Genomic DNA, 21691 nt, shown 5'->3' with positions numbered 1-21691 from the left:
TCTTTATTTGCTGATTCTCTACTGCTTATTTTTCTTGTGGTCCACTTATAGTAGCCACTAGCAGAAAATCCTACATAATTCCTGTACTTTATAGCAGTTACTATATAAAAAAATATTTTACTCTTTTTGACTGGCCAGGGCTTTTTTTTAAATGTCTCTTTCCCTTGTTACTCTTGCTTTGTAAATCAAACCTCTCTTTGTCATAAGGTGCTACATCTGGAAATGCATTTGCCGCTGACTTTTTTTCGTTATATTTCTTCATCCATTTTCCTAATACACTATCCCTTATTCCTAGATCTCTTGCTACTTTTGCAACTGGTTGACCTACCTTTCTTTGTTCATTTGCCAGTTTAACAGCTTCCAATTTGAATTCTGCTGTATATTCTCTTACCATTTCTAATCCTCCAAAATTTTATTTTACCCAAAAAAACTCTTTTCTTTCTCTCCACTTTTTCTGGGTAAGGTCAGTCTTTAGGCACCCAAACAAAGGGAAATGCTGGATAAAAAGAAAATACTTTAAAAAGTATAATAACGATAACTGGCGTTTTATGACAAGTAACAAGATACATCTTATTATACACAGCGATCATGTTATTAAACAAAGTGCAAAAAACCAGATCTCCATATGATGGTGATTGGGTTTATTGGGGTAAACGTCTGAGAAAAATACCAGATAAGCCATTAAGAGTAATAAAACTATTGAAGTTACAACAAAGTAAATGTGATAATTGTAGACTATGGTTTAAAAGTGATGATACAATAGAAATACATCACAAAGACCGGAATAGACGAAACAACATGATCAAAAACTTATCTTTGTTACATGGACATTGTCACGATGAATTACACAGGAGGTGTGCATGAAAAGCTCCAAATTGGAGAGAAGCCGTATGAGGCGCAAAGTCTCACGTACGGTTTTGAAGTCGAGTGAGGAGGGGCGACCTTCTTCACTTAGACAACAATATGCAGATGAAACTACGGAAGAAGACTTAAGGAAAATAGCAGAAAAAGCACCAATAATAAAGTTAGCCTACGATGCATTAGACAGGTTTAGCTGGAATGAAAAAGATTTAGTAGCATATGAAGAAAGAATAATGGATCTGCGGAAAGAAGAAGGTATCCTCGCTAAAAAACTTGATGAGGGAAAGATTGAAGGAAAGATTGAAGTAGCAAAAAACCTACTTAAGGCTGACATCTCTATTGATATTATCTCTCAGACAACCGGCCTTCCTCAAGCTGAGATTAAACGACTTCAGGAAGAAATCACCTAAAAGGCTAATGATCAACGAAAAAATTGTAAGAGAGAACTTAAAAAAAGTCATAGAGCAAAAAAGCGGTAAAGATGTGATCGCTCTTGGCATAATATCCTCAATTATTATTAAAGGTCAAGATGTTGGTTTTGTGCTTGAAGTTGCCGGTAACACGCAAGCAAATGAAGAATTAAGAAGAAATTGTGAGCAAGCTGTTAAAGCTATACCGGGGGTGACAAAAGTGACCGTGGTTGCTACTTGTCAAAAACAAACTGGGCAACAAAAAGCTAAATTACATATCGAAGGAGTGAAAAATATAATCGTTGTGGCCTCTGGTAAAGGCGGTGTGGGCAAGTCCACAGTTGCGCTAAATCTTGCTCTCTCATTAGCAAAGTTAAAACACAAAGTTGCGCTGGTTGATGCAGATATATATGGTCCTTCAATTCCTAAAATGCTTGGCGCTGAAAAATTAAAGCCAGAAATACAGGATAGTAAAGCAATGCCTATAGAAAAGTATGGACTGCATACTATTTCAATTGGCTATTTTATCGATAAAGATCGTGCAGCAATATGGCGCGGACCTATGATTACAAAAGCACTTTATAGTCTGCTAATGGGAACAAAATGGTCCGATATAGAGTATTTGATAATTGATACACCACCTGGAACTGGCGATGTGCATTTAAGTCTTATGGAAAATTTTAACTTAACTGGGGCGATAATAGTTTCAACTCCACAGGAGCTCTCTTTAATCGATGCTCGCAAAATTTATGATATGTTTACAAAGCTCAGCGTACCGGTTATTGGCATTGTAGAAAATATGAGTTATTTCATTCAAAGCGGCTCAAAAATATACATATTTGGAAAAGACGGTGCAAAAAAAATGTCTGAGGAGCTGGGCATCAAACTTCTAGGCAGAGTTCCTCTAGATCCACAAATATGCCATGCTTCTGATTGCGGAAATCCTTTAATGTTAAGTGAGGATTTGGCAGAGATTTATGAAGACATTGCTCAAAGTATAGTTAAACAATAGAATAAGCGTGAGAAACATGCGAATCAAAGTCCTCTTTTGTTAGTTACAAAATAGACTGCTTGCATAACCATTATTTACATGAAAAATTAGCAGCTTTTGTCATTCCAGCGCGTGACGCTGGAATCCAGAAAAAAAGAAGAATGGATCCCAGTGGGCTTTGTTGCATCGCTCTTCGGATAGTATAGTACTTCCCAAAGTAAATGATAAAGGTATAATAAGCTATTTGAGTTATAATGGCGTATAGTGTGGATTTAAGGGAAAGGGCAGTATCGATGATAGAAAAAGGGAAGTCAAAGGTTGAGGTGGCAGAGCTTTTGGAGATAGGAATAGCAACTCTGTACCGCTGGTTAAGAAAGAAAGCCGCTGGTGAAAGCCTAAGGCCATCGAAAAACGGCAGCTTTATTCGAAAAATAGACCCAAAAATACTCGAAGAATATGTTAAAAAGAATCCAGATCATACGCTGGCAGAGATGAAACAAAATCTTGGATTTGGAATAAATTCAATTTGGTATAGGCTGAAACAGCTAAGAATTACTTTAAAAAAAAGTTACACTATATCAAGAGCGCAATCAAGAAGATAGGCAGCGATTTACCGATAAAATCTCAAAAATAGACCATTCCAGCATCTTATATATAGATGAAGCAGGAGTTGATAATAGGTTATACCGAGAGTATGGACGTGCTCCAATAGGAAAGAAAATTTATGCAGATATTCCAGGAAGAAAACGAGAGAGAATCAGTATAATAGGCGGGTGGATTGGAAAGAGATTTATTGCACCAATGACTTTCAAAGGTGGGTGTGACAAAGAGGTATTCAATACATGGTTAGAGAAGATGTTATTACCTAAATTGCCACATGGTACTACAATAGTTATGGACAATGCCACATTCCATAAAACTCCCAAAACAAAGGAGTTAATAGATAATGCTAGATGCCGTTTGCTCTATCTACCAACATATTCACCAGATTTGAACCCTATAGAGCATTGTTGGAATACCATCAAAAGCCGCCTCAGACCTTTAATGCATAAATATACAGACTTACAACTTTTGGTTGGTAATACCATAATGGAAATTTATCATTCATTTTAGAAAATACTATAGGAGGTTGTCCGGAAATAAGTAAAAGGCTATAATATCTGAAATTTTAGTACGGGGTAAAGATGAGAAAAAAGTATCCAACAGATCTAAGCGAAAGGGAATGGGCAAGAATAGAAAAACACTTCAGAGTATCATACAAGAAAGGAGGAAGGCCGCCAAAGTATAGCAAAAGAGAAATATTAGAAGCAATTTTCTATGTATTGCGTACAGGGTGTCAATGGCGGTATTTACCAAATGATTTTCCGCTATGGAAGACTGTGTATGAGCAGTTCAGGCAATGGAAGAAGCAGGGAATTTTTGAGAAAATGAATTATGAAATTACAAAATATAGTAGAAGAAAAATAGGAAGGAATGAGCAGCCGAGTGCCTGTATAGTAGATAGTCAATCTGTAAAGACTACAGAAAAGGGGGGATCAAAGGCTATGATGGAAGTAAAAAAGTAAAGGGTAGAAAAAGGCATATAATTACAGACACTCAGGGTTTTATACTAGGTTGTTACGTAGGCGCTGCTAACGAAAATGATAGAGATGGTATTAAAATAGCATTAAACAATATGAGAACAAAATATACTAAAGTTAAAAAAATGTGGGCTGACATGGGATACCAAGGAAGAAATTTAAAGAATCACATAAAGGAAGAATATGACATAGATATTGAAATTGTTAAAAGGCCTCCATGTAGATTTTGGGTGCACAAAGATACGCCACCTGAGCTACTACCAACAAGAGAACAAGGGTTTAAAGTACAGCCAAGAAGATGGGTTGTAGAAAGGACTTTTGCTTGGGTTAATAGGAATAGAAGGCTATCGAAGGAGTATGATTTACTCACAACATCCACTGAGAATTTCATATACCTAGCTATGAGTAGGGTTATGTTAAAGAGGGAATATGCTTGAATTTACTAGTTTCCGGACAACCTCTAGGTAACGCACAATAAATTTATGAAGCTATCTCAAATTTAGCCATACCAATATCAGTGAACTTATTGAGCAAATAGCATTTAACAAGTAGTTCCTTCTCTCTATTTGTCTCAGATTTATTCCTAAAACTAAACCCGAATGTTTGTTTCAGTCGCGAGAAAAAACTTTCTATATAAGATCTTTTTCCGTAGTTTGTTTGCCTTTTCCACCTCTTCATTCCATCTTCGCTGCATGATTTTATTAGTCTAATTGCAGCATTTCTCTCAGCCATATAGTCTAACTTTGGATGCTCTGCTGCGTTGTTTTTCGGAGGAATTTTCGTTTTTATACCATATTGATTACACAGCTTATAGAGCTTTTCTCTGTCATATGCCCTATCTGCATATAGTACTTTTATGACATACTGAAAATCGACTTCTTTTAGCAAATCACAAGCTCCATAGTGATCAGCCGTTACTGTATTTTACAGCTATGGCTTTTTTGCTGTTTGTATTCAACATTACATGCAATTTTCTTGTCTGTTCATAGCTGCGATACTTTCTATCTTCGCTATTTTCTTTGCTATGACCAGGAGTGTTGTTGTATATACTAATTCCTGTACTGTCTATAGCAATTTCGATATCTTCCATATTATTTTCTGCAATCATTGATCTTAATATTGAGTTTCTTAAACCTTCTTGATGATTGTGAATAGCTGATAACTTGCAAATTTTTCCCAATTTGCTCAAGGTATCCTGCTATAAACCCAACTGTTTGCCTCAGGCCTATTCTAAATAAACAAGTTATTATGTGCACCAAAATTACAACTTTATCGCTATAAATATTGTTGCCACCTGGTATTTTTGGACCATTCTCGTACCACTTTTCTATGGCTTCGTTGATATAATGAAAAATATTTCCTCTTTTTTCTAGAAATTTGTTATATTCGCTATGGTTACTGACCCTCATTTTTTGTGGCATATTTTTTCTTTCAAGGTTAAATGGCTATCTTATAATGAATTTTGTCAGTAGCCACCAGATTTTTTCAGTTGCTATGCAACAAAGCCATCCCAGTGTCAAGCACTGGGATGACACCTTTATGTTTGAGGCAAAACCGGCCATAGCATTTAACACACTGCCTTCGCAAAATGTTCGTACAGTTGTTCGTTACGTGCTGGAATGACAAGGTGGAGTGTCTTTAGATGTCATCCAAGTAGCTGACACTGGGATCTAAAAAATTTAATTTATATATAAAGTTTGTTTAAACTATTTTCAAAACAGATAAAATATAATTTTACAATTAGCGTAAATAAAATGAATTATGATGTAATCATTTCAGGTGGTGGGTTACTTGGTCTTATTACTGCCATTGGCCTCAGTTGTGACTCTGTGTCTGTAGCTGTGATTGAAAAAAATAGTCTACCACGTGTAGTAGATGATAATCGAGCATTTGCTATTTCTCAAGGCTCGAAAAAAATATTGGAAAAGTTAGGGATTTGGCAGTTTGTGGAAAGTGAAGCTGAGCCAATACTTGATATATGCATATTAGATGCGGTTACTGTGCATTACAATCATAAAATGGTTAGCGAAGAGCCAATGGGTTATGTTATCAACAATGCTACTATATGGAATGCAATCAACAATAATTTTCTAAATAAACTGAATATATACTCTCCACATTCCTATAAAACAATTGCTTGTGATTCAGGATATGTGGAAGTGATTCTTGATAATAACCAGGAATTAATATCATCGCTACTTATCTGCGCTGAAGGCAAAAACTCTAAATTACCAGAGTTATTTTCTATACCGACAGTGAAATTTGACTATAAACAAAGTAGCATAGTATTTAATGTAAAGCATGAACTGCATCACCAAAACTTAGCTGTGGAGCGTTTTTTCCCTGGCGGTCCATTTGCAATTCTACCGATGAAGGGTGGCTATACTTCTTCGATAGTTTGGACAGAAAAATCTGAGATTTCAAAAATGCTAATGGATCTGTCTGAAGAAGAATTTATTATAGAGCTTAAAAAAAGATTTGGTTCTTATTTAGGAGAGATAAAATTAGAGGGTGAAAGAAAACTTTATCCTTTAAGTTTTGCTTTCGCAAAAAAGTTATATAAGGGTAGAGTTTTGCTTATCGGCGATGCAGCACATTCAATTCATCCAGTTGCAGGTCAAGGGCTTAATCTTGGAATTAGAGATGTAGAAAGTGTTATAAAGCACGTAGTTGCTGCAAAAGCGGCTGGTACTGATGTTGGCAGTAGTTATTTATTAAAGAAAATTTCACGTAACAGATACTTTGATAATTTTACAATGGCGCTTGCAACTGATGGATTAAATAGGATGTTTTCCAACAGAATATTCTGCGCTAAAGCACTAAGAAATCTTGGCTTTATTGCAGTTGAAAATTCAAATTTCCTCAAAAAACGCTTCATTCGGCATGCTATGGGATTTATATAAATCACTATTTTATAGTTAATGCAAGTCAGGTTTCCCACGTCATACCGCCGCGGTATCTTGGCCGCTAACACGTAGCGGGATGACGAATGTATCTGTTTAGCAGTTGTGTTAAAAGTCAATAGAAAAATTGATGTAGCTGTGGATAAGTACTTTTATCTGTATAAACGTGCTTATCCACAGCTATACTGGCTCTTAGATAGAAACAGACAGAGAGTTATATTCCTCAGTAAAAACCCTGTCATCTCTGACTAAAGAGTTAGCAAGAATAAGCAATTTCCTCATGGCAGCAGTGGAAGCAATTTTATATGGCTTTTTATATTGACTATATAATCTAGTAAAGAAAGGTTTGATATAGGAATTAGGGGGGGGAGGGGGGGATGTATGGTCCCAGAGTGTGATGGTATGATAAAATATGAGAAAACAATACCATCAAAGGAGGAATTATGGGACAAATATTACATGGGTGCGCCAAGACAACAGAGACAATTCGTAGAGCAATACAAAATAGTAAAGAGAGCATAGCAAAACTCTCCAGGTACTATAACCTTAATCCAAAAACTATCATTAAATGGAGAAAACGGTCTTTTGCCAAAGACGCTGATATGGGTCCGAAGCATGCAAGATCAACTGTTTTAACTTTAGAAGAGGAGGCTGTAATTGTTGCATTTCGTAAGCATACTCTATTGCCATTAGATGATTGTCTCTACGCTTTGCAAACCTCAATCCCACACTTGACTCGCTCTAGTCTACATCGTTGCTTACAGAGGCACAGCATTAGCAGACTACCAGATGTTGATGGCGAAGTTAAACCAAAAAAGAAATTCAAACAATATCCTATAGGCTATTTCCATATTGATATTGCAGAAGTCAGAACAGAAGAAGGAAAGTTATATTTGTTTGTTGCAATAGATAGAACATCCAAATTTACGTATGTTGAGTTGCATAAAAGTGCTACAAAACCTATAGCTGCTGAGTTTCTACGTAATTTGATTAAAATTTTACCATATAAAATCCACACTATTTTGACAGATAACAGTGTACAATTTACCAACCAAAAACGCCATAAATACGCTTTTCAACATATATTTGATAGAGCTTGTGAAGAAAATGACATTGAACACCGTCTAACAAAAGTTAGCCATCCTTGGACAAATGGGCAAGTTGAGCGTATGAACAAAACTTTAAAGAATGCCACTGTTAAGAAGTATTACTATCAGTCTCACCAGCAACTCAAAGAGCATCTTTATGACTTTGTTATGGCCTACAATTATGCTAAAAGACTCAAAACTCTTAAGGGTCTTACACCTTTTGAGTTTATATCTTTACAGTGGACAAAATCTCCTGAATTGTTCATACTAAATCCACACCATCACACTCTGGGACCATACACTCCCTGTGTTTCGTAATATTATACAATCAAATTGATAAAAGCTGTATTATCTCCTTGCAGCATTAAGTGTATATTTTTTGCTATTTTTTCCACTAAGGGAGTAACATTATCAAAATTTGAAAATTTTGATAACACATAATCTGCTAAGCTTCTTTGATCTTCAGGTCTACCCACTCCAAATCTCAAGCGCCAATAATCGTTGCCAATAAAACTATCTATGGATTTAAGTCCATTATGTCCAGCAGAACTACCACCTTTCTTTACTTTTATTCTTCCAAGTTCCAAATCAGCGTCATCGTGTATGACAACGATATTATCTAGCGATAATTTGTAAAAGTTTCGTATTTTTGCAACAGAAATGCCTGAATTATTCATAAATGAATAAGGCTTTATTAACATGATTTTATTATCATTAATTATGCCAGAGGTTATTAGATAATCGGCTTTTTTAGAGAACGACTGGAAATTCCAATATTTGCAGATTGCATCAACGGTGATGAAGCCGATATTATGATGAGTTAGCTCATATTGACTGCCAGGATTACCAAGCCCAACTATCAGGTGCACTATTCCTCTGTTTCTGCTTGAGGTTCTTCAACGTCACTATCGGCAGCAGAAATTGTAACAATGGTAAAATTTTCTTCTTCATGAGCTACAAACTTAACACCTTCTGGTAATTTTACATCATTGATATGTATAGATTGGCCAATCATTTTGCCGGATAAATCAACTTCTATAACCTGAGGTATTTTATCAGGAGAGCATTTAACAGCAATAGAACGACACAAAACATTAAGCACTCCACCTAACTTGATCCCTGGAGCTTTACTTTCATTCACAAATGATAGAGGTATGTCTATTTTAATTTCGCTGCCTTTATCAACAAATTGAAAATCAACATGTTGCACAGTATCCTTTACTACATGCAATTGGATATCGCGAACAAGAGCATATTCCTTTTTGCCCGAAATATTCAGCTCTATCAAATGTGCAGAAAGAGAACCTGATTTATATTGCTTCGTGAATTCCTTTGCAGACAATGTCAAATTTACATTATTATGGCCCTTTCCATATATGATTCCAGGGATGTTTCCTTTCTTCCTTAGAGAATGCATCGCTTTTGTTTTTGTTATATCACGTAACTCTGCATTAATTGTTACTATTTCCTGTTGCGTCATCGGTTACTCCTGTTTAGCTAATCCTTTTAATATAATTTAATAATAATATAACATAAAAATATTTATTTCAAACTTCATTCTTTCATACTAATTGTTTGTGAAAGGATTTATTTGGATATATATTTAAGCTTATTTAACAAGAACTATGAGCATTGACGATAAAGTAGTTTTTAGGATTTATAGACCAACAAGAACTGCAACACAATCTGGTTTAGGTAATACAAATTTCTGGCACCTAAAAATTGAATCTGGTTCTTACTACATTGAACCTTTGATGGGGTGGGTTGGCTCAAAAGATCCAAAAAAACAGATTGTATTAAAGTTTGACTCTCTTGAAAAAGCAGTATTCTACGCAAAAAAACGCAACGTTAAATACGTAATTGAAATGCCAAAAAATGTTAAGAGGCTGCCAAAATCTTACGCAAGCAATTTCATACTAAAGTAAGTTGCACAACAAATGGTGTTATGCAAGTAGCTGACACTGCTCTCCTTTGTTATCCCAGTGCCCAGACACTGGGATCCAGGAATTTTATTAAGTTGGTAAGCATAAAAATAGCTGTTTTACGTTAAAATACAATGTTTTTGATGATTATGGAAAGGCTGGATCCCAGTGTCAAGCACTGGGATGACACCATTTGTTGTAAACTCACTTTTACTCTATGGTTATACTACCTTGCCGCTATCCTGAACGGATACAAAGTAAGTTTTATTGTGATGTGCTCATCTGTAAAAAATAAGACTTAATCTCACTGTTGATCATGGATTTTAAGTTGTGCTAGCACGCTGCGGCCATTTAAAGAGTCAAGATTTTTAACCTGGCTAGCCAGTATTAAAGAGTTATTTTTCAGGTATTTCTTTACAAGGCTTGCAAGCCTTTTTGGATTATTCAAATAGCTCCATTCTGCTTGTAAAACTTTTATATCACTTTGCACTAAATTAATTTCACTTTTTATTTTTATTAGCTCTCTATTTAATGACTGAACATGTAATTTTACCTTAAATAGTCCTACAATGCTAAGAAAAAACATAACTATTGAGATGATGCAGAAAGTTCTCATGACAACCTCTGTATAGCTCTTAGTTTTGCTGAGCGTGAACGCGGATTTGCACTTACTTCTTCTATACTTGCTTCGATCACTTTTTTATTTAGAAGAGAGAATGTCTTGCAATCAGTAGCACATAAATCTTTAAAAAAAGTTTTGACTATACGATCTTCTAAGGAATGAAAGGTGACGACAATTAATTTGCCATTCTCACTTAAAATCTCAGATGCAGCTTTAATGCCCTTTTCAAGTTCTCCCAGCTCATCGTTTACCCATATTCTGATTGCCTGAAATGTTCTGGTTGCAGGATCAATTTTGCTTTTTCCACGAAATACCACGGAACGTACAATATCCGCAAGCTCAAATGTAGTTTTGATAGTTTTCTTCTTCCGTGCATTTACTATTGCTCTTGCGATTTTGCGAGAATGACGTTCGCCTCCGTAGTTATATATAGTATTTGCGATTTCTTCTTCGCGTAAAGCGTTAACAAACGTTGAAGCGTTTATATAAGAAGAGTTATCCATACTCATATCGAGTGGACCATCATGTAAAAATGAGAACCCTCTATCCCCGTTATCAAGCTGCATAGATGAAACTCCGATGTCAAAAACTATTCCATCGATACCTTCAATATTGTTGCTATCTAATAAATTTTTAATATTACTAAACTTCTCAATGAATAGTTTTATTCTATCTGGATATCTAACGCTTAAATCATCATAAAACTTAGTTACCGTTTCATCTCTATCAATTGCATATACTTTGCAATCAGCTGACTCCAATATTGCTTTGCTATACCCTCCAGCTCCAAATGTGGCGTCCACGTATATGCCACCATCCTGCGGTGATAGTAGTGATAGCATCTCTTTTAACAAAACTGGAGTGTGTGTCATATCAAAAAATTTAAGTACAGTTGGTGTAGATATCCTACTCTACTCTTCACATCAATTTTATTTATGTACATAGATTTTCTTGCCAAAATATGGTATCTTATCGGAATATATGAGCAATAATATTAAAATCAAGGTTTAATATTGTTAATATAATATTCACATAACGTTCACATTTTTTTTTATATATAAGATCAAACAGGCTATAGGGAAATTATGCAGCAAATAACAAAAGTAATATTTTCAAGTTTGATTTGTAACACTTTATTGTGGTATGACCACATGCTTTTTGGCCACTTAATAAACATAATAGGTGGTGTGTTTTTTCCATCGGATGATCAACTAACCAGCGTATTGAAGGCTTTTGGAATGTTTGCAGTGGGTTTCTTAATGAGACCAGTCGGTGCTGCTATATTTGGTCACATTGGTGATAAACATGGCAGAAGAGTTGCCTTATTGCTCTCGATTATATTAATGACTTTATCAACCGTATTAATTGCTTTTGTTCCAGGTTATCAAAGCATTGGAATACTAGCGTCAATGCTGGTAGTGTGTTTAAGATTATTGCAGGGTATATCTCTTGGAGGAGAAGCAGGAAATGCACCATTTTTAATAGAACATGCTCCTAAAAACAAAAAAGGATTTTTTGGCAGCATTGAAGTATTAAGCGCAATTTTTGGTTCAGTATTAAGCTTGATAGCGGTACTCATATGCAAAAAAGTATCTGATTTTGAATCTTGGGGGTGGAGATTACCTTTCATTTTCAGTTTAGCAATGGGATTAATTAGCATATATATGAGATATATACTTGATGAAAGCCCAGAGTATAAAAGACAAAAAAATCCGTCTAAATTGCCACTAAAAGAGTTATTAAACAATTACAAAAAGCCTGTTCTAATATCAATAGGTATTGACTTGGTTGAAAATGCGTCTCTCTATATATATTTGGTATTTTTCAATGTGCTTACGAATAAAATATTAACAGTAAATACTCATTTTAATCATATAGTGGAAATACTGAGTCAAATTGCGCTCGGAGGATTGACAATATTGTTTGCAATACTTTCTGATAAGGTAGGAAGAGAAAAAGTTATGAAATTTGCATTTATAGCTTTTGTAATAGTGAGTTATCCAGTTTTTTCAATGTTATGTAGTGGCAATTACTTGCTGGCACACATTCTTTTTATAATTCCAATAGCTGCATCGCTTGGTCCTGTCAGTGCACTTATGTGCGAATTATTTCCAACAAAGGTTCGGTACAGTGGATTTGGTTTATCAAGAAATATAGCTGCTGGATTTTTTGGCGGCCTTGCACCATTTATATGCACAACAATTATCAAGGTTACAGGACAAGAGACTTCAGCTAGTTTTTACATGATTTTCTGTGCATTAATTGGGCTAGTTGCTATATCGCAAATTAAGGGTGAGCTTTCTTCAAAATTACCCAAAGTAAACCAAGTATAGTTGCAGTATAGCAGAATTTAAAAAAATCTAATTATAAGGTGGGAAATGCCAATTCTTAGGTGATAATGTGAATATTTCAGCACCATCTTTTGTTACTCCAATCGTATGCTCAAATTGAGCAGAAAGTGAAAGATCGCGTGTTGTTACTGTCCAGTCATCGAGTTTACTGAGCAGAGTCTCATGTTTTCCAGCATTAATCATTGGCTCTATTGTAAAAAACATACCTTCCTTCAAGACGAGATTTTCATCTTGATCATAGAAATGCACTACATTTGGTGGAGCATGAAAGACTTTTCCTATACCATGTCCGCAGTAGCTGCGTACGATAGAATATCCAAAATCTCTAATATATTTCTCTATAGCAAGCCCTATTTCATTTAACTTATTGCCGGGCTTAACTTGTTTGATTGCTTCCATCAATGCATGATAAGTAGCGTCACACAAGCGTTTTGCTTTTATTGATGGCTTGCCAACCCAAAACATGCGACTTGTATCACCATGCCAGCCATTTAAAATCACCGTGACATCAATATTTAAAATATCTCCATCTTTAAGTGGTTTATTATCGGGAACACCATGGCACACAACTGCATTTTTTGAAGTGCAAATCGATTTTGGATACCCCCTATAGTTTAGTGGTGCTGGAATTGCACCTGCATTAATTATAAAATCATGACATAGATCATTTAACTCATTAGTTGTCACCCCTACCTTTACGTACGGTGCAATGAAATCAAGAGTTTCAGCAGCAAGCCTGCCAGCCTTGCGCATAAATTCAAAATCTTCTTGTGAGTGTATAGTTATGTTCATATTTTCCATGTCTTATTGTAATTGGTACGCTTACTCGCAAGTACATAAACATAATAATTTTACATATTATAAAAATAAGTCCTATGGATCCTAGTGTCAAGTCATTTGTATGAAAGGTGGTAAAACAGAAATCTAGACTGTAACTTTTGATTTAACCCAATTATACAATTTACTCATTTTACCATCCTGACCTAAAATACCAGAATTATTTTTATAAAAAGTGTCAACTATTAGCTTTATAGAGCCTATAGCAGCAGAAAATACAGGATTTTTATCATATTCGCCATCAAGACCGCTACAAGACTCAGGGCACCCAATTCGAACTTGCTTATTGAATATATAGCCTGCAATTTCCTTCATGCTTGTGAGTTGACTAGTTCCACCTGTGATCACTACTTTATTAATTGGATCTTTCTGCTCTTGAAATTGCTCTCTTACCATTTCAAGTATTTCTTCAACTCTTGGTCTTATGATGTTAATAAGCTCAGATTTGAATACTTGAGTAGGTTCATCATTTTCGTTGTTTTGCATTGTAATGTACTCATTCTCATCTATTGAAGTTACGATAGTGCTACCATACAGTATTTTTATATACTCTGCACGTTCTATGCTTGTGCATAGCCCGTAAGCAATATCTCGAGTGATATGAACGCCACCAATTGGAACGCTGCTTGCATACACAAGTTTCCCTCTTTTGAAAATTCCAATTGCAGTGCACCCACCGCCTATATCAACAATAGCAGTCCCGAGCTCTTTTTCATCTTCACTGAGACACGCAAGACCTGCAGAATATGCAGAAGCAATACAACCTGCCATATTTAATCCACCATTATTGGTAATACAGTTTTCAATATTGGTAAGCGCTGGACGCGAAGCAGTGACAACATTAACATCAGCAGATAGTCTTTTTCCGTACAATCCACCAACTTCTTTTATGTCAGTCATGTCATCTAAGTGATATTTCAGTGGTATATTGTGAATGATAACATTTTCTTCAATATATTTCTCAAACGTCTGAAAAACTACACGTTTTATATCCCGGTCAGAAATTTCATGATTAGCTGCAATAATTTCATTATGTACATTGAAAGATGAGATGCCACATCCAGCAATGCTCACATATATCTGGTCTATAGTTTCCTCTGACACTTGCTCAGCTAAACCTATAGTTGATGAGATGGAGTAATTTGCGTGTTTTACATTAGTTATCGACCCACCGTTTACACCTTCTGCAATCTTATAACCCGTTCCTGTTACTTTATAGCTGAAGTTGCCATTTATCTTAACGATTAGACAAATAATCTTTGTTGTACCTATGTCTAAAACAGCAAAAACGTTTCTCTTTGGTTTTGCTATTACTGCAGAGTACATTAGTTAACCTTATTACGCAATTTCATTTAAATTGTAGCTTTCTTTAATAATTTATATTTCTATTATAGATATAGCAACATTTTAATATACACTAAATTCTGGACAAAAGGAAAAGCAAAACATAGAATTATAATTTTTATGTCCATTTTATGTCCATATTACCAATTGTAATTGCCCCTGATGAAAGACTAATCACACGTGCCAGTGAAGTAACAGATATAAACGATAAAATTAAAGAATTAGTAAACGACATGTTCGAAACTGTGTACGATGCAGAAGGTCTTGGCCTTGCTGCAGTGCAAGTTGGAGTGTTAAAGAGAATTTTTGTTATGGATATTCAGCTAGAAACGATTGAAAATGAGCCAGCAGGATATGGCTCAACTGGCAAATTTTACATGATTAATCCTGAGATTACAGAATTATCCGATGAACAAGTAATTCTCAAGGAAGGATGCCTTTCAATTCCAGAGCAAAGTCATGAAATTAAGCGTCCAAAGTATCTAACTGTGAAATACAGAGACTTAAATAACGAAGAACAGACGCTAAAAGCTAGTGGTTGGCTTGCAAGGTGTATTCAGCATGAATTAGATCACTTAAACGGCATATTATATATTAGACATTTATCTAAATTAAAGTATGATATGGCCATGAAAAAAGCACAAAAGGTTAAAAAGCATTATGAGCAATAAAGACCTAGAATTATTAAAATTTTACCATGAAGTGGGCGTTGATTGCACACTAATGGAGGGTGAAGAGGAAAAAAAATTGGAGAGCAAAGAACCCTCTGTTATCCAAACTGGGACCAAGAAGAAAGATGCAGATACGCGCTGGGGTGACACTAAAGATGGAAAAGACATGTTTCCAAGTGATTGGATAATTGAAGCAAGGAAACTTGCAGGTAAATGTGGGAGTGTGGATGAATTAAGAAGTGCAGTTGAATCATTTGAAGGTTGTGAGATAAAAAAAACTGCAACTAATACTGTCTTTTCCGATGGTAATCCAAATGCAAAAATTATGCTCGTTGGTGAAGCTCCAGGAGCAAATGAAGACCTTCAAGGCATACCATTTTGTGGTGCAAGTGGAATGTTGCTCGATAAAATGTTAAATGCAATCAATCTTGATCGCACTAAGGTATACATAAGCAATACTGTATTTTGGCGCCCACCTGGCAATAGAAAGCCAACCGACCTAGAGCTTGATATGTGCAGACCATTTGTTGAGAAGCATGTTGCACTGGTTTCACCGCAAATTCTAATTTTAGTCGGGGGAATCGCATGTTATAGCCTTCTTGACAGCACAAAAACTATATCGAATTTGCGTGGTAGATTTCATACGTACACTAACCAATATTTGTCCAATTCAATCACCACAGCCGCTATATTTCATCCAGCTTACCTACTTCGCCAACCGGCACAAAAACGTTTAGCCTGGGAGGACTTGAAGAAGATTAGGGAGTATCTTGATAACACCAATAACTGCACAAATACCTAATAAAGTGGTAGACCTCTTGCATAGTTTTTTGCAGCATGTTAACAATCGTTAGAAACGAAAAAACTTCCTTGACAAACTCCGCCAGCGCCCTTATCATAAAATTGAAGCTATTGTATTTGCTTTCGCCAATCTGCAGATTAAAAGGTAAGGATTACTTAATGTATCGGCGTCTTATGTTCAATTTTTTGCAGTATATAGATACTGTATGTCTTTACAAAACTTCATCTACATCTAGATTTTTGTCTAAATAAGCTGAACGCGCTTATAAAGCGTTACAAGACATCAAAAAATGCCAATACTCGACAGAGATATTAAAAGACTAGCTAACTCGGGGATTCTTTGTCTTTTTTTCTGCTTAGTAAATTTCTTAAACATTTGCAGCGTAAGTTAGTTGCAATTAAAAGCAGCTTAATCTTGCTTGTCAAGCGTTTAAAACATAAAAAACGCCAATATTTTAAAGCGGATAATAACCCCAGGGCTTCTTTTGCCTTTTTTTTCGTTTGGTAAATTTCTTAATGTTTATAGCTAAACGACAATCGTCATCCCGCAGCGGGATCTATGCTTTGAGATACCGCGAATAAATCGCGGTATGACGTAGAGCTCGCGTTAGCTACACTTTTATGCTTACCAACTCAGTATCCAATCAAAATCCTGGATTTCAGTGTCAAGCACTGAAATAACACCGAAAGGGCTACTGCTGTCTTGGATGGAAACCAGTGTCAGCTACTTGAATCTGCCACGCAAATTGCCTGCAAATTGCAATGTTCGTACAGCTGTGCGTCATGCGCTGGAATGGCATCAAGGGGTAACTTTTTATTTAAACAATGATTGTAAAATGATTATAATAAGAGATCTATTGAAATTTTAAAGTTATTAAATATTGACGCTATATACTTAAGTGTTAAAATAGAATGAAAAGTTTTTAGGAGTTTATATGGCAGCAGGTGGGAAAGCAAAGACAGCTAGTAAAAATAACCCTACTCAGCGTAAGAAAGCTGAGCAAAAAATGTATAAAGATAAACCGGTAAAACCTGTTAGATATATAGATCGTGATTCGCGCATGAATTATATGTCTGCTCAATATGACAACGGCAATCTGGTTGAAGATGAGGTAAGCGGCAATCCTATAAAGTGGGAAGCTGTATAATAGTTGTGGTTAAAGTTACTATTAATTCTAAGGAATGTGAAGTAGAGCATGGGCTCACTATAATTCAAGCTTGTGAAGTCGTGGGCGTTGAAATTCCACGTTTTTGTTATCATGAGCGTTTAGCAATTGCTGGTAACTGCAGAATGTGTTTGGTTGAAGTGGAGGGTGGACCTCCAAAACCAGTAGCCTCTTGTGCAATGCCAGTTGCAGAAGGGATGGTTATTCACACTGATACCCCTAAGGTTAAAAAAGCACGTGAAGGTGTGCTTGAGTTTTTGCTAATTAACCACCCGCTTGATTGCCCAATTTGCGATCAGGGTGGTGAATGCGATTTGCAAGATATCACGATGGCTTATGGGAAAGGAACCAGCAGACTTGATGAGCATAAGAGGGCTGTACCAAAAAAACACTTCGGACCACTGATTGAGACTGCGATGAATCGATGCATTCATTGCACTCGGTGTGTTAGATTTTTGTCTGATGTTGCAGGTACAAATGAACTTGGAGGAATCGGAAGGGGAGAAAATGTAGAGATTAGCACTTACATAAAAAGGCATATTAGTTCTGAATTATCTGGAAATATCATAGATCTCTGCCCGGTAGGAGCTTTAACTTCAAAGCCTTACTCCTTTACAGCGCGTCCATGGGAGCTATCACATTGTGAGACTATAGATGTGCTAGATGCTGTGGGTAGCGCAATTAGAGTTGATTATCGTGGCCCGGAGGTTATGAGGATATTACCAAGGCTGAGCGAAGAGGTAAATGAAGAATGGATATCAGATAAAACCCGCTTTGCCTATGATGGACTAAAAGTTCAGCGTCTTGATCGACCTTATATAAAAAAAGATGGTAAATTAGCCCCAGTTGATTGGAATGAGGCATTAACTGTTGCTGCAAAGAAATTAAAGAATACAAAATCAAATAAAATAGCTGCAATTGCAGGTGATTTAGCAGATTGTGAGTCTATGCTTCTACTTAAAGAAATGATGCAGAAGCTCGGCTCGGGAAATATAGATTGCAGGCAGGATGGTGCAAAACTTATACCAAATAATCGTGGATCGTATGTGTTCAATACCACTATTGAAGGTATAGAGAATGCGGATTTGTGTCTGCTTATAAATACAAACCCAAGGATAGAAGCACCGATCATTAACGTAAGATTGAGAAAGAGATATTTACAGGGCAACTTTCCTGTTGCAAGTGTTGGTCCTAACATTGAATATTTGTATCATGTTGAGAAATTGGGCGATAATCCTGATATTTTGAGTGAAATAGCAAATGGAAATCATAAGTTCTGTAAGCTGCTGAGTGCTGCTCAGAGCCCTATGCTGATTATCGGTCAAGATGCATTAGTAAGAGACGATTCTGAATCAGTTCTAGTTCTAGCTGGCAAAATTGCAGAAAAATTTAACATGGTCAGAGATGACTGGAATGGCTTTAATATGCTGCATAAAGCTGCAGCAAGAGTTGGTGGGCTAGATATTGGGTTTGTTCCTAAAAAAGGCGAAAGGGATATTAATCAAATATTGGAACATGCAGAAAGTGGTGAAATAGAAGTTGTTTATCTTCTTGGTGCAGATGAAATTGACACATCAAAGTTAGAAAACACATTTGTAATTTATCAAGGTCATCACGGTGATAAGGGTGCACATGTGGCAGATGTTATCTTGCCTGGTGCTGCATATACAGAAAAATATGCAACTTATGTAAACACTGAAGGTCGAGTGCAAAGAACAAATTTAGCTGTATTTCCTCCAGGTGAAGCAAAGGAGGACTGGTTAATTATTAAAAATCTCTCGCAATATTTGGATCTCTCCTTACCATATGATAGTTTATTTGACGTGAGAAAAAAATTAGATACTATCGGTCCACAGTTTAGAAATGCTGATCAAGTGATAAAAAACACATGGGTACCAATCAGCAATGGTAAAATAAATTTAAGTAATACACCTTTTACTTTAAAGGAGTGTAATTTTTATATGACGGATTCAATAAGTCGCGCTTCAAAAATAATGGCAGATTGTACTAAAGCTTTTTATGAACACGCTAGTTAATATTTTATTTATTTTAGTACCGCTACTACTTTCAGTTGCATATTTGACATACTTTGAGCGTAAGGTCCTTGCTGCAATTCAACTGAGGCACGGCCCAAGTGTAGTTGGACCTTTTGGGCTATTGCAGCCATTTGCAGATGCTATTAAGCTCCTGATTAAGGAGCCGATAATACCATTTAGAGCGAGCACCATACTGTTCATTATGGCTCCAATGCTTACCTTTATCTTGGCATTAATTGCCTGGGCAGTTATACCGTTTGGTGCTGAAGTAATTGTAGAAAATGGCCAGCAAGTAGTTATTCCTAAGGTTATAGCAAATATTAATGTTGGAGTGCTTTACGTGCTAGCTATATCGTCGCTGGGAGTATACGGCGTAATTATTGCAGGCTGGTCAAGCAATTCTAATTATGCATTTCTTGGTGCTATACGGTCGGCTGCTCAGATGATTTCATATGAAGTTTCAATAGGCTTAATAGTTGCTGCAGTCGTTATTACCACTGGAACATTAAATCTTGGAGAGATGGTGGTAGCGAAACACAATATGCCATTTTGGGTTGATTTACTACTAATGCCTATAGGAATAATATTTTTTATTTCTTTGCTTGCAGAAACTAATCGTCACCCATTTGATTTACCAGAAGCTGAAGCAGAGCTAGTCTCTGGATATAACGTTGAATATTCATCCATGCCTTTTGCCCTCTTTTTTCTTGGAGAATATGCAAATATGATTCTAGCAAGTGCTATGATGACGATATTCTTTCTAGGAGGATGGTATCCTCCGTTAGAACTTGGTTTGCTTTATAAAATTCCAGGTTTAATTTGGTTCGTTTTGAAGATAATTATACTTTTATTCGTATTTATTTGGATTAGAGCAACAATACCTCGTTATCGATATGATCAGCTAATGCGCCTTGGTTGGAAAGTATTTCTACCAATATCGGTGCTTTGGGTAATACTCATTTCAGGGGTGTTGCTCTTTACTGGGAATTTGCCTGGATCCAATGTTTAATTTCCCAAATACAAGATTAAGACGCAGGCGCTCGAGCAAATGGGTTCGCAATTTAACAAGTGAAAATAGTTTATCAGTAAATGATTTAGTTTTTCCTCTATTTGTTCACGACAGAGAAGAAACAACTGAACCAATTTCTGGCTTACCAGGCGTAAAGTGTTATTCAATAGATGGATTAGTGTCTATAGTTAAGGAAGCTAAAGATTTAGGAATTAATGCTGTTGCAATTTTTCCTGTAGTTGATAGTAAACTAAAATCTGAAAACGCTGAGGAAGCATATAATTCTGACAACTTAATCTGCAGAGCAATTTGTGCTGTAAAATTAAAGGTACCTGAAATTGGTATTATTGCAGACGTTGCATTGGATCCATACACTATTCATGGCCATGACGGCATTTTAAAAGATAATCAGATGGATGTAGAAAACGATGAAACTATATCAGTACTGTGTAAGCAAGCACTTGCTTTAGCGAAGGCAGGATGTGATATAGTTGCTCCTTCTGATATGATGGATGGTAGAGTAGGAAGAATCAGAAAATCATTAGATGATAACAACTTTCAAGACGTATTAATATTATCTTATGCAGTGAAATATTGCTCTAGCTTCTATGCTCCATTCAGGCAAGTCGTTGGTTCATGTGGGCTATCACATTCTATAGACAAAAGTGGTTATCAAATGGATTATAAAAATGCGCACGAAGCAATGTGCGAAATTGAAATGGATATAAATGAAGGTGCAGACTTTATTATGATTAAACCAGGTATGCCATATTTAGATATTATCAAAACAGCAAGTGATAAGCTTAATTTTCCGATTTTTGCTTACCAAGTAAGCGGTGAGTACGCAATGATAAAAGCTGCTGCAAATAATAGCTGGCTAGATTATGACAAGGTGATTTATGAGTCTTTGATTGGTTTCAAACGTGCGGGTGCAAGTGCAATATTCACTTACGCTGCACTTGATATTGCAAAAAATTTAAGTGCATAAGCCCTATAAAATTATTAAATTTTTGGCGCACGTTCTTCTACTGTTGCTGCATATTACCTAAAATCTTCCAATACATGTTTTAAGTTATTGATAAGTCCGTTACAATACAGT

25 protein-coding genes are annotated in these 21691 nt (G+C 35.9%); 15 read left to right on the top strand and 10 right to left on the bottom strand.

Annotation, left to right across the window (positions count from 1 at the left end; all coding sequences use genetic code 11):
* Positions 1-100: 100 nt before the first annotated feature.
* Positions 101-394: a transposase gene (locus AAGD62_RS05365; protein WP_007548709.1), complete on the bottom strand. Its 294-nt coding sequence runs from the start codon at positions 392-394 to the stop codon at positions 101-103.
* A 496-nt stretch (positions 395-890) separates the two neighbouring features.
* Between AAGD62_RS05365 and AAGD62_RS05360 the strand changes: the two genes are divergently transcribed.
* From AAGD62_RS05360 to AAGD62_RS05340, 5 genes are all read left to right on the top strand, one after another.
* Complete coding sequence (locus AAGD62_RS05360) at positions 891-1271, top strand: hypothetical protein (protein WP_265032060.1); 381 nt, start codon at positions 891-893, stop codon at positions 1269-1271.
* Between the two features lie 7 nt (positions 1272-1278).
* A complete protein-coding gene (locus tag AAGD62_RS05355; protein WP_007548295.1) occupies positions 1279-2283 on the top strand; it encodes an Mrp/NBP35 family ATP-binding protein in 1005 nt (334 codons plus the stop codon).
* Positions 2284-2516: 233 nt separating this feature from the next.
* Positions 2517-2864 carry an IS630 transposase-related protein gene (locus AAGD62_RS05350; protein ID WP_155968342.1) on the top strand — a complete coding sequence of 116 codons (348 nt, stop codon included), beginning with the start codon at positions 2517-2519 and terminating at the stop codon, positions 2862-2864.
* A gap of 19 nt (positions 2865-2883) precedes the next feature.
* Positions 2884-3375, top strand: coding sequence for an IS630 family transposase (locus AAGD62_RS05345; RefSeq protein ID WP_155968340.1), 492 nt, complete (start codon positions 2884-2886; stop codon positions 3373-3375).
* A 71-nt stretch (positions 3376-3446) separates the two neighbouring features.
* A protein-coding gene (locus AAGD62_RS05340) for an IS5-like element ISWpi1 family transposase (protein WP_094189578.1) occupies positions 3447-4279 on the top strand; the annotation gives its coding sequence in 2 pieces (ribosomal slippage) (positions 3447-3816 and positions 3816-4279; 834 coding nt in all).
* 43 nt (positions 4280-4322) lie between these two features.
* Here the strand turns inward: AAGD62_RS05340 and AAGD62_RS05335 are convergent.
* Genes AAGD62_RS05335 through AAGD62_RS05325 form a run of 3 tightly spaced genes read right to left on the bottom strand, consistent with a single transcriptional unit; the run spans position 4323 to position 5263 of the window.
* Complete coding sequence (locus AAGD62_RS05335; RefSeq protein ID WP_264339099.1) at positions 4323-4730, bottom strand: transposase; 408 nt, start codon at positions 4728-4730, stop codon at positions 4323-4325.
* A 19-nt stretch (positions 4731-4749) separates the two neighbouring features.
* Positions 4750-4932, bottom strand: a complete 183-nt coding sequence (locus tag AAGD62_RS05330) for a transposase (protein ID WP_167347183.1) — start codon at positions 4930-4932, stop codon at positions 4750-4752.
* 1 nt (position 4933) lies between these two features.
* On the bottom strand, positions 4934-5263 hold the full coding sequence (locus tag AAGD62_RS05325) for a transposase (protein ID WP_007548762.1): 330 nt from the start codon (positions 5261-5263) through the stop codon (positions 4934-4936).
* 333 nt (positions 5264-5596) lie between these two features.
* Here AAGD62_RS05325 and ubiH point away from each other — a divergent pair, with 333 nt between their 5' ends.
* Both ubiH and AAGD62_RS05315 read left to right on the top strand, forming a co-directional pair.
* On the top strand, positions 5597-6745 hold the full coding sequence (gene ubiH, locus AAGD62_RS05320; protein WP_155968829.1) for a 2-octaprenyl-6-methoxyphenyl hydroxylase: 1149 nt from the start codon (positions 5597-5599) through the stop codon (positions 6743-6745).
* Positions 6746-7188: 443 nt separating this feature from the next.
* Positions 7189-8151, top strand: a complete 963-nt coding sequence (locus tag AAGD62_RS05315; protein WP_012673056.1) for an IS481-like element ISWpi4 family transposase — start codon at positions 7189-7191, stop codon at positions 8149-8151.
* A gap of 2 nt (positions 8152-8153) precedes the next feature.
* Here AAGD62_RS05315 and pth read toward each other — a convergent pair whose 3' ends face one another.
* Positions 8154-8702, bottom strand: coding sequence for an aminoacyl-tRNA hydrolase (gene pth, locus AAGD62_RS05310; protein ID WP_155968827.1), 549 nt, complete (start codon positions 8700-8702; stop codon positions 8154-8156).
* Entirely contained in the window at positions 8702-9313 is a 612-nt protein-coding gene (locus tag AAGD62_RS05305; protein WP_155968825.1) for a 50S ribosomal protein L25/general stress protein Ctc, read from the bottom strand. Before AAGD62_RS05305 ends, pth begins: the two co-directional genes overlap by 1 nt.
* A gap of 145 nt (positions 9314-9458) precedes the next feature.
* Between AAGD62_RS05305 and AAGD62_RS05300 the strand changes: the two genes are divergently transcribed.
* The gene (locus tag AAGD62_RS05300) at positions 9459-9758 is read left to right on the top strand and encodes an NADH dehydrogenase ubiquinone Fe-S protein 4 (RefSeq protein ID WP_341812701.1); all 300 of its coding nucleotides are present in this window, start codon (positions 9459-9461) and stop codon (positions 9756-9758) included.
* A 301-nt stretch (positions 9759-10059) separates the two neighbouring features.
* Here the strand turns inward: AAGD62_RS05300 and AAGD62_RS05295 are convergent, their stop codons facing one another.
* Both AAGD62_RS05295 and rsmH read right to left on the bottom strand, forming a co-directional pair.
* Positions 10060-10371 carry a hypothetical protein gene (locus tag AAGD62_RS05295; protein ID WP_007548286.1) on the bottom strand — a complete coding sequence of 104 codons (312 nt, stop codon included), beginning with the start codon at positions 10369-10371 and terminating at the stop codon, positions 10060-10062.
* Positions 10368-11249 carry a 16S rRNA (cytosine(1402)-N(4))-methyltransferase RsmH gene (rsmH, locus tag AAGD62_RS05290; protein ID WP_007548285.1) on the bottom strand — a complete coding sequence of 294 codons (882 nt, stop codon included), beginning with the start codon at positions 11247-11249 and terminating at the stop codon, positions 10368-10370. Before rsmH ends, AAGD62_RS05295 begins: the two co-directional genes overlap by 4 nt.
* A gap of 213 nt (positions 11250-11462) precedes the next feature.
* Here rsmH and AAGD62_RS05285 point away from each other — a divergent pair, with 213 nt between their 5' ends.
* Complete coding sequence (locus AAGD62_RS05285) at positions 11463-12710, top strand: MFS transporter (protein ID WP_155968822.1); 1248 nt, start codon at positions 11463-11465, stop codon at positions 12708-12710.
* Positions 12711-12737: 27 nt separating this feature from the next.
* On the opposite strand, the gene map is transcribed toward AAGD62_RS05285, so the two are convergent.
* Together map and ftsA are read right to left on the bottom strand one after the other, a co-directional pair.
* On the bottom strand, positions 12738-13520 hold the full coding sequence (gene map, locus AAGD62_RS05280) for a type I methionyl aminopeptidase (protein ID WP_155968820.1): 783 nt from the start codon (positions 13518-13520) through the stop codon (positions 12738-12740).
* Positions 13521-13652: 132 nt separating this feature from the next.
* Complete coding sequence (ftsA, locus tag AAGD62_RS05275; protein ID WP_155968818.1) at positions 13653-14891, bottom strand: cell division protein FtsA; 1239 nt, start codon at positions 14889-14891, stop codon at positions 13653-13655.
* 149 nt (positions 14892-15040) lie between these two features.
* Here ftsA and def point away from each other — a divergent pair, with 149 nt between their 5' ends.
* The 6 genes from def to hemB all read left to right on the top strand — a co-directional run bounded on the left by def (position 15041) and on the right by hemB (position 21580).
* A complete protein-coding gene (gene def, locus AAGD62_RS05270; protein WP_155968816.1) occupies positions 15041-15580 on the top strand; it encodes a peptide deformylase in 540 nt (179 codons plus the stop codon).
* Positions 15570-16382, top strand: a complete 813-nt coding sequence (locus AAGD62_RS05265; RefSeq protein WP_155968814.1) for a uracil-DNA glycosylase family protein — start codon at positions 15570-15572, stop codon at positions 16380-16382. The genes def and AAGD62_RS05265 overlap by 11 nt, the downstream gene beginning before the upstream one ends.
* A 934-nt stretch (positions 16383-17316) precedes the next feature.
* A complete protein-coding gene (locus tag AAGD62_RS05260) occupies positions 17317-17529 on the top strand; it encodes a hypothetical protein (protein ID WP_006279675.1) in 213 nt (70 codons plus the stop codon).
* 5 nt (positions 17530-17534) lie between these two features.
* Complete coding sequence (gene nuoG / locus AAGD62_RS05255) at positions 17535-19583, top strand: NADH-quinone oxidoreductase subunit NuoG (protein WP_155969574.1); 2049 nt, start codon at positions 17535-17537, stop codon at positions 19581-19583.
* Positions 19567-20592 (top strand): NADH-quinone oxidoreductase subunit NuoH, encoded by a 1026-nt coding sequence (gene nuoH, locus AAGD62_RS05250; protein WP_015588803.1) that lies wholly within the window; start codon positions 19567-19569, stop codon positions 20590-20592. The genes nuoG and nuoH overlap by 17 nt, the downstream gene beginning before the upstream one ends.
* The gene (gene hemB / locus AAGD62_RS05245; protein ID WP_155968812.1) at positions 20585-21580 is read left to right on the top strand and encodes a porphobilinogen synthase; all 996 of its coding nucleotides are present in this window, start codon (positions 20585-20587) and stop codon (positions 21578-21580) included. The genes nuoH and hemB overlap by 8 nt, the downstream gene beginning before the upstream one ends.
* Positions 21581-21691 lie beyond the last annotated feature (111 nt).

Origin of the sequence: Wolbachia endosymbiont (group A) of Eristalinus aeneus, assembly GCF_964026915.1 — a bacterium.
GTDB lineage: Bacteria > Pseudomonadota > Alphaproteobacteria > Rickettsiales > Anaplasmataceae > Wolbachia > Wolbachia pipientis.
The sequence above is the reverse complement of the archived record's forward strand: the minus strand, read 5'-3'. Positions and strand labels throughout refer to the sequence as shown.